Genomic DNA, 14,739 nt, shown 5'->3' with positions numbered 1-14,739 from the left:
GCTCTCGATCTGGCAGGCGCGACATGCGGAACGGAGTATTATTGCAATGATCGGAGGAATGTATATGAACGATCGCCGGACCATCATTGCATTGCCGCTGTTATTTGCAGGGTTATTGGCATGGTCGCCTTTCAACGCAGCCGCTGAACCGGTCAGACGGCTGCTGGTCGTCGACACGCAAAGGACAGAACCCTATATCACCATCACGGGCGCCATGCTCGATTCGCTTGCCGGCTACGGCTTTGTCGTTGGGCGCAACCTTGAGGTTGAACGTTATTCACTCTCACAGTTCGAGGGCGCGGCCACGCACATCTGGGAGCTCAAACATGGAGCGAGCTTTGACGTGGTTTATATCGCCGGCACCATCGGGGCCCAGGCATTTGTAAAAATCGCGGCCGAGCACCCGAACAGCCGTTTCGTATTCGCTTCGGTCACAGATCCGGTCGGCCTGGGCTTGATCGACGGTTTCGGCACGGCGCCGACCAGGAATGTCACCGGCGTTTCTTTTCCCGTGCCGGTCAAGGAGCGTTTGCGTTTCATACGGCGGCTGATGCCGCGCGCGCGTACCATCGGCCTGATTCACGGCGACATGCCGCAGTCGGTGAGCTATCGCGCATGGCTCGATAAGCTGCTGGCCACTGAACCGGAGTTCAAGGATCTGAAGATCATCTACCGGAGCGTCAGGTTCGTCAGGGGGGACAACGGCACCCAACGCATGGCGATGCAAACCGTGCCGCTGATCGAAGAGCTCAATAGCCAGGTCGACCTGTTTCTCGCGCCGAACGATCAGATGGGGATCAACCCGGAGTTTGCGCGCATGATGGCAAAACATGCGAACAAACCGCTGGTCGGCATCATCGAGCCGGATGCACGCGCGGGCTGGGGCGCGGCCATGAACATCTACCCGTCGCTGCCAGGCATGGGGCAACAAGCGGGAAAAATGATCGCCCGCCTGCTTGCCGGCGAACCGATCGCAGCGATTCCTGCCGAAACGCCGGCCAAGATAGGCATTGCGTTCGACTTCAAACTGATCAAGCATTTTGGGATTACGGTGCCTGCAGACTTAGTTGAAGCTTCGAGAAATTCGGTTAATGACAACACCCCGGCGCCCGCCGCCCGCTGAGTGACGAGTTGCCAACGACGCCGCTTCAATCTTGCGCGGTGAGATTCCGATAGTTTTTAACGCAACATTTGTGCTTACACTACGGTGTGAGCATTGCGTGCTCATATTTTTTCCCATAATTTCAAAGGAAAAATATGCCAAGGCTAGTCCATGAATTTGAGGTGGAAAATCCGGTGGATGGTCCAACAATCGGACCTGCAATCCTCAAGAAAAATCTGTACTACGGCGTAGCAAAAGATGTTCCCTTCGACACTGACGAGCTTAATAGTCTGGATATCGTCGCTCGTCACATCCTGGCGTATAAATTTACAATCGTACACAACGAGGAGGCAGGCAATCGGGTGGATCCCGTCCTGCATTCGCTTCGTGACCGGGAAACCGTAGCCTGCGTAATGGTCAATGATGGCCATCTGTTAGTTGCTCACAATTTCAAATTCCGGGACGCAGACACAAATCGAATTCCTTTCGAGCTGGCCACCGCAAAAACCGTGGAAGCAATGAAAGCCGAAGGTCTGAGAATAAAAACGTACGCCGCTGTTCCTTTTTATATCGCAAAGAGGAAAAAAGACTTTCACGCCGAAATGCAGCTGCTGGAGTATGTGAGTGATAACGCAATGTCAATTCAAGGTGGCGTTATTGGCGTTTCAAAACCTTGCTGCGACGACTGTGCTAGAACACTGACTTCGATGGGAATTGATTTTTCATTCCGGGCAGGCGTCGCAATTGGAGATTGGCAGCCGCCCAAATGTACCCATGTCGCAAAAACGACAAGCCTCATTCTTTGATGAAAACCTGCGTTGCTGATCCGTGCCATACCGCCACACCAACCGCTCATGGCGCAGAATAGTGCGGCGAATACTTGATTCCCGTCACTACCGGGTGTAAAAAGTAAATCATCTGCACCGGCGGCGTGCAGCAAAGAAGTCTCTTGTCCGCTGGCCAGCCGGGGAGAGAACGTGAAAATTTTACGAGTTGTGCTCCTCCCGTTGGCCTGCATAGTGCAGCTAGCTTCGGCCCAGAACGGGGTCAGCCTGTATGGCGTGGTCGACCTGGCCGTCGTCGCGGACCGCGACTCGGGCAAGTCGACCACCGCGGTCAACAGCGGCCAGCAGACGGCCTCCCGCTTCGGCATCAAAGGCAACGAAGACTTGGGCGGCGGCATGCGCGCCAGCTTTGTGGTCGAATCCCAGATCGAAGCCGACACCGGCAATCCCTCGTTCGCCGGACGCGCTTTTGGCAGCCAGAGCTGGGTTGGACTGTCCGGCAGTTTCGGCAGCATCAAGCTGGGCCGGATGTTCACGCCCTACTTCGGCGCCATCGCCACCAACGATCCCTTCGACGCCAAGGGACCGGGCGAGTCGACCCGGGTATTCCAGGATTCCGGGGTACGCATGGACAACACGGTAAAATACTCGCTGCCGGATCTGCATGGCTTTTATGCCGACCTGGCCTACGGCGCCGGCGAGGTGGCCGGCAATGCCGCGGCGAATCGCCAGGTCAGCGCGGATGCCGGGTATGCGGCGGGGCCGTTGAATGTCGAACTGGCGTATCACGACACCAACGATGCGCTCGGCGTCCGCGCGGCGCGCAGCACCCTGGTGGCGGGCAATTACGACTTCGGTCCGCTGCGGGGCTGGATGGTGCTGGCGCGCAGCCGCAACGGCGCCACCCTCGATACCCGCGATACGCTGGTCGGCGTCAGCGTCCCGTTTGGCCGCAGCCTGATCGCCGCCGATGTGGTCCGCAAGACCGACCGCATCGTCCGCAACGCCAATGCGACCCAGCTGGCGCTGGGTTATTACTACACACTTTCAAAGCGGACCAATTTGTATGTCGTCAGTTCTAATTTACGCAACGGCAGCGCCGCAAGCTACCAGGCCGCGCTGCCAGGCGGCACGCGCCGGCTGGTCGCCGCCGGCATGCGGCATCAATTCTAAGCGGGGCACGCCATGAGCGCACGCCTTCGCATCGCCCCGCTGCTGCTCAGCGCCCTGCTGGCTTGCCTGTGGAGCCAGCCGGCTGCAGCGGACACGGTCCGCATGGCCTTCGGCGAGAAGATACCGCCGTTTTGTTTTCCCGAAACCGATTCCGGCATCGAAGTGGAAATCCTGCGCGAAGCGCTGGCCTATCGCGGCCACGTCATGAAGCCGCATTACTATCCGTTCGCCCGCATCCCGGTCGCGTTCAAGGCCGGCGACGTCGACGCGGCGATGACCGACCTGGGCGAGGACATGGAGAAATGGGGCGCCTACTACGGCGAGCCGGCGGTCTTCTATGACAACGTCTTCATCAGCCTGAAGGAACGCCATCTCGACATCAAGACGCCCGACGACCTGCGCGGCCTGACCGTCATTTCGTTCGCCGGCGCCGCCAAACGCTATCCGGAATGGCTGGACGAAGTCAGGAAGGCGGGCCATTATTTCGAGCAGAACGACCAGGCGCTGCAAGTGCTCACCCTCGATCGCGGACGCTACGACATCGTGCTCAGCGACCGCAATATCTTCAAGTATTTCACGCTGCAACTTAAGCTCAACAAAACCTTCCATCCCAAGCCGGTCGTGGAGCAAAGCTTTGTCAAGTTCAACCCGATGGACTACCGCGCCGTGTTCCGCGACAAAAAGGTGCGCGACGATTTCAACGCCGGTATCAAGCACTTGAAAGACACCGGGCGCTTCAACGCGATCTATCAAAAATACCTGGGCGACGGCAAGGGCGGCTAGCAGCGTTGCAATGCCCGGACCACCGCCGCCGCGATCGGCGCGCTCATGCCGATTTCGTTGCTGGCATGGGGCACCGTGTCGCAGCTGACGATGCGCCCGGCCCCGGCCGCCTCGAGCTCGGCGTAGGCGGCGCCGGCAAACAGCGCATGCACCCCGATGCAGACCGGCGGCGCGCAGCCGGCCGCCTTCAATTGCTGGGTGGCGGCGATCATGGTGCGGGCGGTCGAGATGATGTCGTCCACCAGCACCGGCGTCCTGCCGGCCAGTAGTGTTGCGGGCGGCGGCGATACGCTCACCTCGCGGTCGCCGCTGCGCACCTTGCGCAAGACGGTGTAGGGACAGCCGGCGGCGGCGGCCACCTGCCCCACCCATTGTTCGCTTTCCTCGTCCGGCCCGACCAGCACCGGACGCTCCACCCGGGCCGCGATCCAGGCGGCGATCTCCGGCGCGGCCGGGGCCACCTCGGTGGCGATCCGGTACACCTCGGACAGCTGGTGAAACCGGTGCAGATGCGGATCGACCGTCACCAGCCAGTCGAAGCAGCCCGACAGCAGCCGCGCGAAATGGCGCGCGGTGACACCCTGCCCCGGCGCAAAGCTGGCGTCCTGGCGCATATACGGCAGGTAGGGCGCGACCAGGCCGACGCTGCGCGCGCCCAGCTCGCGCGCCACGCAGGCGCACAGGTACACGGCCATGATTTGATGGTCCGGCTGGTTCAGCGCGGCGACCAGTATCACGTCGCGTCCGGCCACGGCCGGCGTCAGCTGCGGGCAGGATTCGCCGTCGGGGAAGCGGTGCACCAGCAGCTCGCCCGCCTCGCAGCCCAGTTGGCCGCGCAGGTGGCCGGCGAATTGTTCGGCGCCGGGCAGCGCCATCAGCATGGCGGTCATGACGCCTCCTGGATCGAAAAAATGCTGTCCTGCGATTCGGCATACGCCAGCGCGTACGCCAGCTCGCCGGGAGACTCGGCGTGCAGCGTCAGCAGCGGCTGGCCCGCGCTCAGCATGGCGCCCAGCTGCGCGTGCAGCGCCAGCCCTGCCGCCGGCGACTTCGGCGCGCCGGCCAGCTTGGCCAGCCGCGCCAGGCGGCGGTTGTCGATCGCGACCAGGCGCCCGTGGTGCAGCGCGGTCAGCACATGGGTGTAGGCCGCGCGCGGCGGCGTGCGCATGCCGCCCTGGGCCTCGCAGATCGCCTGCAGCTTGCTCCAGGCGGCGCCGCTGTCGAGCACGCTGCGCGCCAGCGCCACACCGTCGCCGGGCGCCGCCTTGCGGCCCAGCTCCAGCACCCGCCCCGCCAGCTGCAAGGCGCGCTGGCGCAAGTCGTCCGGCGCGCCGGCCTGGTTTTGCATGACAGCCAGCAAGTCCCAGGCCTCCAGCGCCGGGCCGACGCCATGGCCGACCGGCTGGCTGCCGTCGCTCAGCATCACGCTGACGTTGATGCCGAGCGCCGCACCCACCGCGTCCAGCCGCTGCGCCAGCGCGTGCGCGGCCTGCCGCGAGCGCACCTTGGCGGTGCGCCCGACCGGCATGTCGATCACCACGTGGGTCGAGCCGGCCGCTATCTTCTTCGACAAGACCGAGGCCACCATCATGCCGTCGCTGTCGAGTCCGAGCGGCCGCTCGACCCGGATCAGCACGTCGTCCGCCGGACTCAGCGAGACCGCCCCGCCCCAGGCGATGCAGCCGCCCTCCCGCTCGACCACGCGCCGCATGGCCGGCAAGTCCAGCGCCACCGGGGCCAGCGTTTCCATGGTGTCGGCGGTGCCGGCCGGCGAGGTGATCGCGCGCGACGAGGTCTTGGGGATGGTCAGGCCGCAGGCGGCCACGATGGGCACCACCAGCAAGGTGGTGCGATTGCCGGGCAGGCCGCCGACGCAGTGCTTGTCGACCACCAGCTCGCTGTTCCAGTGCAGCCGCTGGCCGACCGCCACCATGGCGCGGGTCAGCGCGATGGTCTCGGCCACGTCCATCCGGTCGCCGGAGCAGGCGGTGATCAGCGCGGCCAGTTCGATCTCGGAATAGTGGCCGTCGACCACGTCGCGCACGATGGCCTGGGCGGCGTCGCCGCCGATCGGCCGGCCGTAGATCTTGGCCCGTACCGCCGACATCGACGCCACCTGCTGCGCGTGCGCCACCCGCAACGGCGCGCCCTCGTTGCCGCCCAGCGCACGCCAGGCCGCCTCGGACAGACCCAGCTGGCCGAGCCCGATCCAGTCGCCGTGCACCACGTTGAGCGTGGCCACGATATGCCGCTCGCCGTGCCAGACCTCGATCCGCGAGCGCGATTCGAAGCCTTCCGATTTGCACACCGGGCAATCGCTGCGCAGATAGGCGACCGGTTCCTGGTAGGTGTCGACGCCCAGCCGGCGCAAGCTCAGCCCGCCGACCGCGGCGGCGCCCGCCACCCCGGCATCGAAGGCGGCGGTGCGTTTCATGGCAGCTCCTGCTGTTCCAGGTAGTCGGCCACGCGGCAGTCCCAGTGCAGCGTGCGTTCGATGCGGTGGCGCAGCGCGTCGGCCGCCGCCGGCTCGCCGTGGGTGATGAAGGTGCGCTTGGGCGGCTGTTCGAAGTGGCCGAGCCAGCTCATGATCTCGCCGGCGTCGGCATGCGCGGACAGGTTGTCGATCTGCCGCACGCTGGCGCGCAGCGCCACATAGTCGCCGTAGATCTTGATCTCGGGCGCGCCGTCGAGCATGGCCGCGCCGCGCGTGCCGCCGGCCTGGAAGCCGGCGAACAGGATGGTGTTGCGCGGATCGCCGCCGAAAGCCTTCAGGTGGTGCAGCACGCGGCCGCCGGTGGCCATGCCGCTGGCCGCGATGATCACCATCGGCAGCTGCTTCTGGTTGAGCGCGATCGATTCCTCCACGCTGTTGACGATGTGGGCCGCATGGCACATGGCCTCGCACTGCGCGCGGTCGAGGCGGTGCAGCTGGCGGTGCTTCTGGTACAGCGCGGTGGCGTCGGTCGCCATCGGACTGTTCAGGTAGACCGGCAGCCCCGACGGCAGCTGGCCCTGCTGCTTGAGCTGGTGAATCGCGTACAGTATCGATTGCGCCCGCCCGACCGCGAACGCCGGAATGATGGTGACGCCGCCGCGCGCGGCGGTCTCGCGTATGGTCTGCCCCAGCAGGATGGCCGGATCGGCCGGATTGTGCAGGCGGTCGCCGTAGGTCGACTCCAGCACCAGGTAGTCGGTGCGGGCGATGTGGGCCGGCTCGACCATGATGGCGTCGTGCAGCCGGCCCAGGTCGCCGGAAAACGTCACGCTGCGCCGGCCGTCGTCGATGGTGACGATGGCGGCGCCCAGGATATGGCCGCCCAGCGCCATCTGGCCGCGCAGCGGGCCGCAGATCGCAAACGGTTTGCCGAACTCGACCGGAGAGAAGAACTTCAGCGCCCGTTCGGCGTCCTCCTCGGTGTACAACGGCAGCGCCGGCGCGTGCTTGGAATAATTGTGGCGGTTGGCGTGGTTGGCCTCCTCTTCCAGCAGGCGGCCGCTGTCGGGCAGCAGGATCTTGCACAGGTCGAAGGTGGCCGCGCTGCACAGGATCTTGCCGCGAAAGCCGTGCTTGACCAGCAGCGGCAGGTAGCCGCTGTGGTCCAGGTGGGCGTGCGTCAGCACCACCGCCTGGATCGACGACGGCGCCACCGGCAAGTCAGCCCAGTTGCGCAGCCGCAGTTGCTTGTAGCCCTGGAACAGGCCGCAGTCGAGCAGCATGCGCGTGTCGCCGGACGTCAGCAGATATTTGGAGCCGGTCACGGTGCCGGTCGCTCCGAGGAATTGTATTTTCATGGTCTCCACCTCTGCCGCTTGATCGGATGCCGGGCCGGGATCAGCGCAGCATGTCCGCCTTCAGGAAATACTTGCGCGCATACTTGAGCAGCTGGCCGTCGCTCGGATGGTCGGCGCTTTCCACGCTCATCACGCAACCGGCGACGGCCGGGTGATGCTTGAGCAAATGCTTCATCAGCTCCAGCTTTTCCTGCGCCGGACCGACGATCAGGATTTCGGTGGCGCCGCCCAGCGCCCTGGCGACGTCGTCGAAATAGGCCGTGCTTTCTGGCGCGCGGCCGGCGCCGACCGCGCCTGACTTGGCATGCAGGTGCGGATGGGTCGAGACCGTCTTGATGACTTCGCTATCTGCGGCTTCGGCGTTGAAATGGATGACGTGCGCCTGCGTGTGGTCGATCCACGCTACGACATGATTAAAAGACATGAAATGCTCCGGTTGTGAGTTGACTTATTGCAGTCTATTAAGCCGGGGAAACAAAAACCTTGATACAGATCAAAATCAGCCGAGCTGGGCCAAATAGGAGTAGGCTAGGAAGTCCGACTAAACCGGGAGGCGTCGATGCAGAACGTGGTCTATCACTTTCGCTTTGCAGACGGCCAGAGCGCGAGCTGCGCGGTCAGCGACGATGACGGCCAGCCGCCGGCCAGATTGCCGGCCTGGACGGCGCTGGAGTTCGAGCAGTGTCCCAACTGCCCGCTGCGGCCGGGCAGCATGGCCCATTGCCCGATAGCGGTGCGGCTAGTGCCGCTGATCGCCATCATGGGCAAGCTGCATTCCTATGAACAAGTCGAAGTGCGGGTGGAGATGGCGGAACGCAACGTGGTCAAGCTCACCACCGTGCAGCGCGGCGTCGGCGCCTTGATGGGCCTGCTGGCGGCCAGCAGCGCTTGCCCGCGCACCGAGTTTCTGCGGCCCATGGCGCATTTCCACCTGCCGTTCGCCTCCGAGGAAGAGACCATCTACCGCTCGGCCTCCACCTATCTGCTGGAACAGTATTTCATCGCCCGCAACGGCGGCGTGCCGGACTGGGAGCTGGACGGCCTGAAGGCCCGCTACCTGGCGCTGCAAAGCGTCAACAGCGCGATGGCCAGGCGCCTGCGCCACGCGGTCGACGAGGACGGCGCCATCAACGCGCTGGTCATCCTCGACCTGCTGGCCAAGGCGCTGCCCTACTCCATCGACGACAAGCTGGACGACATCAAGGCGGCCTTCCCGGCCGCCTGACGGTCACACCGCCTGCGGATGCACCAGCCGGCGCAGGTCCATCGACAAGCCGGCCAGCTGCGAGGCGGTCTGCAGCGTCTGGGTCGAGCTCGCTTCCGTCTCCTGCGTGGTCTGCGCCACGTCGGACACGGCGATGCGCACCTGGTCGGCCGCCGTGGCCTGCTGCTTGGTCGACAGCTCGATCTCGCGCACCGCCTCGGTGGTGGTGCTGACCAGGTCGGAAATCTGCTTGAACGACAAGGCCACCTCGGCAAACTGGCGCGCCCCCAGGTCGACCGCCTTGGCGCCGCTCTCGGTGGCCATCACGGTGGTGTTGACGGCGCCGCGCACGTCGTCGATCTGGATGCGGATGCCCTTGGTGGAGGCGGCCACGCGGTCGGCCAGCTTGCGGATCTCCTCCGCCACCACGGCGAAGCGGCGGCCCGCCTCGCCGGCGCCGCTGGCCTCGATGGTGGCGTTGATGGCCAGGATGTTGGTCTGCTCGGCCAGCTCGGAGACGATGTCGAGCACCGCGCCGATCTCCTGCGACTTGCGGCCCAGGTCCAGCATATGGCTGACCACCAGGTCGGTCTGGCGGCGGATGCCGGCGATCGATTCCTGCCCTCGCTCCACCGTGCCCTCGCCGCTGCGCGCCGCGCCCGCGGTCTGCTCGGCGATCTGCGCCACCCGTTGCGCGCTCTCGGCGATCTGGCGCGAGGTCACGCCCAGCTCGCTGATGGTGGTGCTGATCTCGCTCATCGCGCTGGCCTGCTCCCGGGCGCCGGACGCCTGCTGGGTGGCGGCCGCCTGCAACTCGGCCGACGAACTCTGCACATGGCTCACGGCCATGCCCAGCCGGTCGGTCAGCGAGCGCGTGATGGTGAAGCCGGCGGCGATCACGAACAGCAGGCACAGCAAGGTGCCGCCGACGATGGTCAACTTGGCGCCGCTGGCGGTGGCGTCCGCATCGGCCTCGCGCTTGCCCAGCAAAGCGCGTTCGTCCCGCATGATTTGTTCGCACACGGCGCGCAGGTTATCCATGATCTTCTTGCCCTCGCCGCCGCGCATCAGCTTCATCGCCTCTTCGGCCTGGCCAGCCTTGCGCAAATCGATGGTGCGCTTGAGTATATTGAACTTGCTGGTGGCCAACGCTTCGGCCTGGCTGATTCTGGCCTGCTGGGCGGGATTGTCCACGGCCAGGCCACGCAGTTCGGACATGGCCGCCGCCAGGCCGGCGACGGACGACTCGAACGGTTCAAGATAGGCTGGATCTCCGGTCAGCAAATAGCCCCGCTGGCCGGTCTCGGCATCCGTCACCTCGCTGAGCAGCGCCGAGACGTGCTCCAGCATTTTTTGCGTCGTCGTGACCGAGCCGGCGGTGGCGGTCAGCACGTAGATGCTCCAGTACGCCGCGACGCCGATCGCGATCAGGAAGGCCGACGATACCGCAAAGCCGAACGCCAGTTTGCGTCCAAAGGTCCAGTTTTTGTTCATGATGCGTCACCCCCCTCAACCGGCGGATCGGTCCGCCTACCCTTGCGTGTAGCCATGGCGTCGCGCCGGCTATGGCGGCCCCAGTATGCGTGTGACCTCGGCCATGAAACTGTCGTAATCGATGGGTTTTTCGATGTAGCCGTCGAAGCCGGCCGCCAGCATGCGCTCGCGGTCGCCCTTCATCACGTAGGCGGTCAGCGCCACCACCGGTATCGCCTGCGTGCGCGGATCGCCCTTGAGGATGGCGACCGCCGCGATGCCGTCCAGCTCCGGCATCTGCACATCCATCAGGATCAGGTCCGGCAGTTGCTCGCGGGCGATGGCGATGCCGGCGCGCGCGCGCTCGGCGCAATACAGCGTGTGCCCTGCGCTTTCCAGCATGATGCTGGTCAGCAGCATATTGCCAGGCGTATCTTCGACGATCAGTATGCGTGCCATCATCCACCCCGGTTATCGTGCCTGCCTCATGGCCGCGGTTCGCCAACGCGCCGCTGCAGCGCGCGGCCCACCTCGAACAGGAATTGGCGTCGATTGAAACTGTCTTTTTCCATGATGCGCAGCACTTGCCCGTTCAGGCGCCGCTTGTCGTCGTCGCTGACGCTGCGGTCGCTCAGCACCAGGATGGGAACGTCGGCGGCGCCGTGGTGCAGCGCCGCGATCACCTCGAAGCCGCTGATGTCGGCCAGCACCAGGCCGACGATCATCAGGTTCGGCCGCAGCGCCGGCAGCGCCGCCAGCGCGCTGGCGCCGTCGGCGTAGCACTGCACCTTGTAGTTCAACGCGGCCAGGTCGCCGCTTAGGCGGGCGCAGGTGGCCGCGTCGTCGACGATCACCACCGTCGGCGCCAGCGCGTCGTCGTTGCCCAGTCCCAGCGCGTACACGGCGTCGCGCAGGATCTGGTGCGACACCGGTTTTTGCAGCAGCTGCGCCGCGCCCAGCACGCAGGCCTTCATTTCCTCGGCCAGGATGGAGACGATCACCACCGGCACGCTTTCCAGCCGGGGATTGCTCTTGATCTCGTCCAGCACCGCCCAGCCGCTGGCGTCGGGCAACATCAGGTCGAGCGTGATCAGGTCCGGCACGTCGCTGCGCGCCATCGCCAGCGCGGTGACGGCGTCGCGCGCGTGGCTGACGGCGAAGCCGATGCTCTCCAGATGAAGCTGCAGCAGCTCGGCGGCATGGACGTCGTCCTCGATCACCAGCACCCGGCGGCTGGCCGGCGCCGGCGGCGGCGCCTGCGGCTCCAGCCGCAGCGGCAGCCAGACCGAGAACTGCGCGCCCAGCCCCGGCGCGCTGGTGACGCCGACCGTGCCGCCATGCAGCTCGGCCAGGCGGCTGACCAGCGCCAGGCCCAGCCCGCTGCCCTCGTGCTGGCGCGAGCTGGACGAATCGAGCTGGCTGAAGCTCTCGAACAGCACCGACAGGTCGCTGGCGGCGATGCCGTCGCCGCCGTCGCGCACCCGCACCTCCAGGAAATCCGGCTCGCCGCCGTCCGGCAACGGCAGCAGCCGGCTGGTCCATTCGCCGTGGTTGCCGTAGCCGACGTCGGCACGACGCACGCGGTGCAGCGAGAGCGTCACGCGGCCGCCGTCGTGGCTGAACTTGACCGCGTTCGACAGCAGGTTGTACACCATCTGCCGGAACTTGCGCAGGTCGACCTGCGCCGGCCCCAACGGCGCGCACGACAGGAACTCCAGCCCGATGCCGCGCCGCGCCGCGCTGTCCTGCACGATGGACAGGCAGGCGCGCAGCACGCTGTTGGCGTCCACCGGTTCCAGCGCCAGGTCCATCTTGCCGGCCTCCACCTTGGACAGGTCGAGGATGTCGTTGATCAGGCCCAGCAGGTGCCTGCCGCTGGACAGCACGTGGCCGACGCAGGTCTGCTGCTTGGCGCTGAGCTCACCGGTGATGCCGCGCGCCATCAGGTCGGAAAAGCCGATGATGGCGTTGAGCGGCGTGCGCAGCTCGTGCGACATATTCGACAGGAATTCGGACTTGAGCCGGTTGGCCTGCTCCAGCTCGCGGTTCTTTGCCGCCACCTCGCGCTGGCCCGCCTCCAGCGCCTGCACCGCCTGCTCCAGGTCGCGGTTCTTTTGTTCCAGTTCGGTCAACAGGGCGGCGCGGCTTTCGGCCAGCGCGCGCGCGGCGCGCATTTCCGCCGCCTCCAGCTCCTTGCCCATCAGCTCGGCCCGGATGCGCCGGCTCTCGTCCTCGAACTGCTTGCGCCGCAGCTGGGCCCGCACGCGCGCCTTGAGCACGTCGAAGTCGCTCGACTTGAGCACGTAGTCGTCGGCGCCGGTGGACAGGCCCTCGATCATCGCCGCCCGGTCTTCCATCGCCGTCAGCATGATCAGCGGGATGTCGCGGGTGGCGGGATCGCCCTTCAAACGATAGCAGGTGTCGGTGCCGGACAGGCCGGGCATCAGCCGGTCCAGCAGCACGCAGTCGACCTTCTGCACCTTCAGCAGCGCCAGCGCCTGCTCGCCGGACTCGGCCAGGATCATGTCGTAGCCCTCGTCGCCCAGCACCTCGGCCAGTTCGAACAGATAGGTGCGGCTGTCGTCCACCGCCAGGATGCGCTGGCCGGCCTGCGGCGCCATCGGCTTGCCGCCGCCGTCGACATTGCGCAGCACCGCCGCCAGCCGCGCCAGCAGCATGCCGGCGTCGCCGTCCTTGCGCACGAAGGCGTCGGCGCCGGCTTCCAGCGCATGCAGTTCGGCGCCCTGCTGGTCGGCCCCGGTCAGCAGGATGCAGGGCACGGTGCGCAGCGCCGGATCGAGGCGCAGCCGGCGCACCACGCCGGCGCCGTCGATGCCGGGCAGCATCCCGTCCACCACCAGCGCCGCCGGCCGCCGCAGCGCCATCGCCCGCAAGCCTTCCTCGCCGGTATGGGCCAGCGCCACCTGGTAGCCCTGCTCGCGCAGCAGCGCGCCCAGCTGCTCGCGGTAGGTCAGGCTGTCGTCGATCACCTGCACCAGCGGCGCGGCGTCGGACGGCGTGCCGGCCAGTTGCAGCAGCTGCATGGCGCGCGCCACCAGCCGGTCGCGGTCGTAGGGCTTGCCGACGTAATCGTTGGAACCGGTCAGCATGCCGCGGATGCGGTGGGCGACCTGGGCTTCGCTCGACAGCACCAGCACCGGCAAGGTGGCGCCGGCGTCGGTGGCGCGCACTTCGCGCAGCAGGTCGATGCCGTCGCCGTCGGGCAGCATCACGTCCAGTATCATCAGGCCCACTTCGCGCGCCGCCATCACGGCGCGCGCCTCGGCCAGCGTGGAACAGGCGATGGTGGCGATCCGGTGCTCCTCGAACGCGTCCTCGAGGTCGGCCCGCACGGTCAGGCTGTCGTCGACGATCAGCACCGGGGCCGTCATGACGCCCTCCAGCCCGCCAGCGCGGCCAGCGCCGGGCCGATCTCCGCCAGCGGCAGGATGCGCTGCGCCGCGTTCAGCAGCGCCGCCTCGCGCGGCATGCCGTACACCACGCTGCTGGCCTCGTCCTGGGCGATGGTCAGGCCGCCGCTGTTGCGCACCGCCAGCATGCCGCGCGCGCCGTCCTGGCCCATGCCGGTCAGCAGCACGGCGGCGGCGCCGCCGCCGCATTCGCGCGCCACCGATTCGAACAACACGTCGACCGACGGCCGGCACGAGTGGCGTTCCGGCCCGCGCTCGCACACCAGCTGGCGGCCGCGCAGTTCCAGGTGCAGGCCGGGCGCGGCCAGCACCACGCCGCGCGCCGGCAGCGGCTGGCCGTGGCGCGCCAGCCGCACGTCCAGCGCGCAGTGGTCGTCGAGCCAGTAGACGAAGGAGGCGCCGAACGGTTCGGCGATATGGATCACCACCAGCAGCGGCAGCGGAAAATCGGCCGGCAGCGCGCCCAGCACATCGACCAGCGCGCGTGGCCCGCCGGTGGAGGCGCCCACCGCGATCAGCCGCAGGCCCTGCTGCGGGACCGGGGCCGACGGCGCCATCGGCGGGGCCCCCGCTGCGCGCCGGCCGCGCAAATGGGTCACCACCTTGATCCTGGCCACCAGCTTGAGCATGGCGATGTAGTGCTCGCCCCAGCCGAGCTGGTCGGGCCGGGGCTTTTCGATCACGTCCAGCGCGCCGGCCGCCAGCGCCTCGTAGGTGCGGAACAGCTCGCCACGGTTGACCGAGGACGACACCACCAGGATCGGCGTCGGGCAATAGGCCATGATGTATTCGGTGGCGGCCAGGCCGGTCATCACCGGCATCATCATGTCGAGCGAAATCACGTCCGGCCGCAGCGCCAGGCACAGCTCGATGGCCTGCTTGCCGTCCTCGGCCTTGCCGACCAGCTCGATCGCCGGGTCGGCCTCCAGCAGCTCGCACAGGTGCATGCGCACCGTCAGCGAATCTTCCACCACCAGCACCCGTAGCTTGCTCATC

The 14,739-nt window shown here is 66.5% G+C and carries 13 protein-coding genes; 5 read left to right on the top strand and 8 right to left on the bottom strand.

All coding sequences use genetic code 11. From position 1 onward, the window contains the following. Positions 1–64 precede the first annotated feature (64 nt). The 4 genes from RUGAMON1_RS19190 to RUGAMON1_RS19175 all read left to right on the top strand — a co-directional run bounded on the left by RUGAMON1_RS19190 (position 65) and on the right by RUGAMON1_RS19175 (position 3,843). On the top strand, positions 65–1,123 hold the full coding sequence (locus RUGAMON1_RS19190; protein ID WP_445232017.1) for an ABC transporter substrate-binding protein: 1,059 nt from the start codon (positions 65–67) through the stop codon (positions 1,121–1,123). 134 nt (positions 1,124–1,257) lie between these two features. Next, positions 1,258–1,908 carry a hypothetical protein gene (locus RUGAMON1_RS19185; RefSeq protein WP_445232016.1) on the top strand — a complete coding sequence of 217 codons (651 nt, stop codon included), beginning with the start codon at positions 1,258–1,260 and terminating at the stop codon, positions 1,906–1,908. A gap of 213 nt (positions 1,909–2,121) precedes the next feature. After that, complete coding sequence (locus tag RUGAMON1_RS19180) at positions 2,122–3,060, top strand: porin (protein ID WP_445232015.1); 939 nt, start codon at positions 2,122–2,124, stop codon at positions 3,058–3,060. A 12-nt stretch (positions 3,061–3,072) separates the two neighbouring features. Next, a complete protein-coding gene (locus RUGAMON1_RS19175; protein WP_445232014.1) occupies positions 3,073–3,843 on the top strand; it encodes a substrate-binding periplasmic protein in 771 nt (256 codons plus the stop codon). Here RUGAMON1_RS19175 and RUGAMON1_RS19170 read toward each other — a convergent pair. The 4 genes from RUGAMON1_RS19170 to RUGAMON1_RS19155 are packed head-to-tail and all read right to left on the bottom strand — an operon-like array spanning position 3,840 to position 8,059. After that, positions 3,840–4,733, bottom strand: coding sequence for a ribose-phosphate pyrophosphokinase (locus RUGAMON1_RS19170; protein ID WP_445232013.1), 894 nt, complete (start codon positions 4,731–4,733; stop codon positions 3,840–3,842). The genes RUGAMON1_RS19175 and RUGAMON1_RS19170 overlap by 4 nt on opposite strands. Continuing rightward, complete coding sequence (locus RUGAMON1_RS19165) at positions 4,730–6,277, bottom strand: thymidine phosphorylase family protein (protein ID WP_445232012.1); 1,548 nt, start codon at positions 6,275–6,277, stop codon at positions 4,730–4,732. The genes RUGAMON1_RS19170 and RUGAMON1_RS19165 overlap by 4 nt, the downstream gene beginning before the upstream one ends. Beyond that, a complete protein-coding gene (locus tag RUGAMON1_RS19160; RefSeq protein ID WP_445232011.1) occupies positions 6,274–7,635 on the bottom strand; it encodes an MBL fold metallo-hydrolase RNA specificity domain-containing protein in 1,362 nt (453 codons plus the stop codon). The genes RUGAMON1_RS19165 and RUGAMON1_RS19160 overlap by 4 nt, the downstream gene beginning before the upstream one ends. 40 nt (positions 7,636–7,675) lie before the next feature. Then, the gene (locus tag RUGAMON1_RS19155; RefSeq protein ID WP_445232010.1) at positions 7,676–8,059 is read right to left on the bottom strand and encodes a translational machinery protein; all 384 of its coding nucleotides are present in this window, start codon (positions 8,057–8,059) and stop codon (positions 7,676–7,678) included. Positions 8,060–8,194: 135 nt separating this feature from the next. On the opposite strand from RUGAMON1_RS19155, the gene RUGAMON1_RS19150 reads away from it, so the two are divergent. Further along, positions 8,195–8,860 carry a DUF6901 family protein gene (locus RUGAMON1_RS19150; protein WP_445232009.1) on the top strand — a complete coding sequence of 222 codons (666 nt, stop codon included), beginning with the start codon at positions 8,195–8,197 and terminating at the stop codon, positions 8,858–8,860. A gap of 3 nt (positions 8,861–8,863) precedes the next feature. Here RUGAMON1_RS19150 and RUGAMON1_RS19145 read toward each other — a convergent pair whose 3' ends face one another. The 4 genes from RUGAMON1_RS19145 to cheB form a co-directional block, all read right to left on the bottom strand. Next, complete coding sequence (locus RUGAMON1_RS19145) at positions 8,864–10,333, bottom strand: CHASE3 domain-containing protein (protein WP_445232008.1); 1,470 nt, start codon at positions 10,331–10,333, stop codon at positions 8,864–8,866. A 69-nt stretch (positions 10,334–10,402) separates the two neighbouring features. Next, positions 10,403–10,774 (bottom strand): response regulator, encoded by a 372-nt coding sequence (locus RUGAMON1_RS19140; protein WP_445232007.1) that lies wholly within the window; start codon positions 10,772–10,774, stop codon positions 10,403–10,405. 23 nt (positions 10,775–10,797) lie between these two features. Continuing rightward, on the bottom strand, positions 10,798–13,704 hold the full coding sequence (locus tag RUGAMON1_RS19135; RefSeq protein ID WP_445232006.1) for a response regulator: 2,907 nt from the start codon (positions 13,702–13,704) through the stop codon (positions 10,798–10,800). Next, positions 13,701–14,738, bottom strand: coding sequence for a chemotaxis-specific protein-glutamate methyltransferase CheB (cheB, locus tag RUGAMON1_RS19130; protein WP_445232005.1), 1,038 nt, complete (start codon positions 14,736–14,738; stop codon positions 13,701–13,703). The genes RUGAMON1_RS19135 and cheB overlap by 4 nt, the downstream gene beginning before the upstream one ends. Position 14,739 lies beyond the last annotated feature (1 nt).

The organism is Duganella rhizosphaerae (assembly GCF_040364205.1).
GTDB lineage: Bacteria > Pseudomonadota > Gammaproteobacteria > Burkholderiales > Burkholderiaceae_D > Rugamonas > Rugamonas rhizosphaerae.
This window is presented reverse-complemented; position numbering and strand designations above follow the sequence as displayed.

Bases quoted from the DNA above. Each gene is read 5' to 3' on its own strand.
- RUGAMON1_RS19190 (WP_445232017.1), top strand. From the start codon at position 65: ATGAACGATCGCCGGACCATCATTGCATTGCCGCTGTTATTTGCAGGG.
- RUGAMON1_RS19185 (WP_445232016.1), top strand. From the start codon at position 1,258: ATGCCAAGGCTAGTCCATGAATTTGAGGTGGAAAATCCGGTGGATGGT.
- RUGAMON1_RS19175 (WP_445232014.1), top strand. From the start codon at position 3,073: ATGAGCGCACGCCTTCGCATCGCCCCGCTGCTGCTCAGCGCCCTGCTG.
- RUGAMON1_RS19170 (WP_445232013.1), bottom strand. From the start codon at position 4,733: ATGACCGCCATGCTGATGGCGCTGCCCGGCGCCGAACAATTCGCCGGC.
- RUGAMON1_RS19165 (WP_445232012.1), bottom strand. From the start codon at position 6,277: ATGAAACGCACCGCCGCCTTCGATGCCGGGGTGGCGGGCGCCGCCGCG.
- RUGAMON1_RS19160 (WP_445232011.1), bottom strand. From the start codon at position 7,635: ATGAAAATACAATTCCTCGGAGCGACCGGCACCGTGACCGGCTCCAAA.
- RUGAMON1_RS19155 (WP_445232010.1), bottom strand. From the start codon at position 8,059: ATGTCTTTTAATCATGTCGTAGCGTGGATCGACCACACGCAGGCGCAC.
- RUGAMON1_RS19150 (WP_445232009.1), top strand. From the start codon at position 8,195: ATGCAGAACGTGGTCTATCACTTTCGCTTTGCAGACGGCCAGAGCGCG.
- RUGAMON1_RS19145 (WP_445232008.1), bottom strand. From the start codon at position 10,333: ATGAACAAAAACTGGACCTTTGGACGCAAACTGGCGTTCGGCTTTGCG.
- RUGAMON1_RS19140 (WP_445232007.1), bottom strand. From the start codon at position 10,774: ATGATGGCACGCATACTGATCGTCGAAGATACGCCTGGCAATATGCTG.
- RUGAMON1_RS19135 (WP_445232006.1), bottom strand. From the start codon at position 13,704: ATGACGGCCCCGGTGCTGATCGTCGACGACAGCCTGACCGTGCGGGCC.
- cheB (WP_445232005.1), bottom strand. From the start codon at position 14,738: ATGAGCAAGCTACGGGTGCTGGTGGTGGAAGATTCGCTGACGGTGCGC.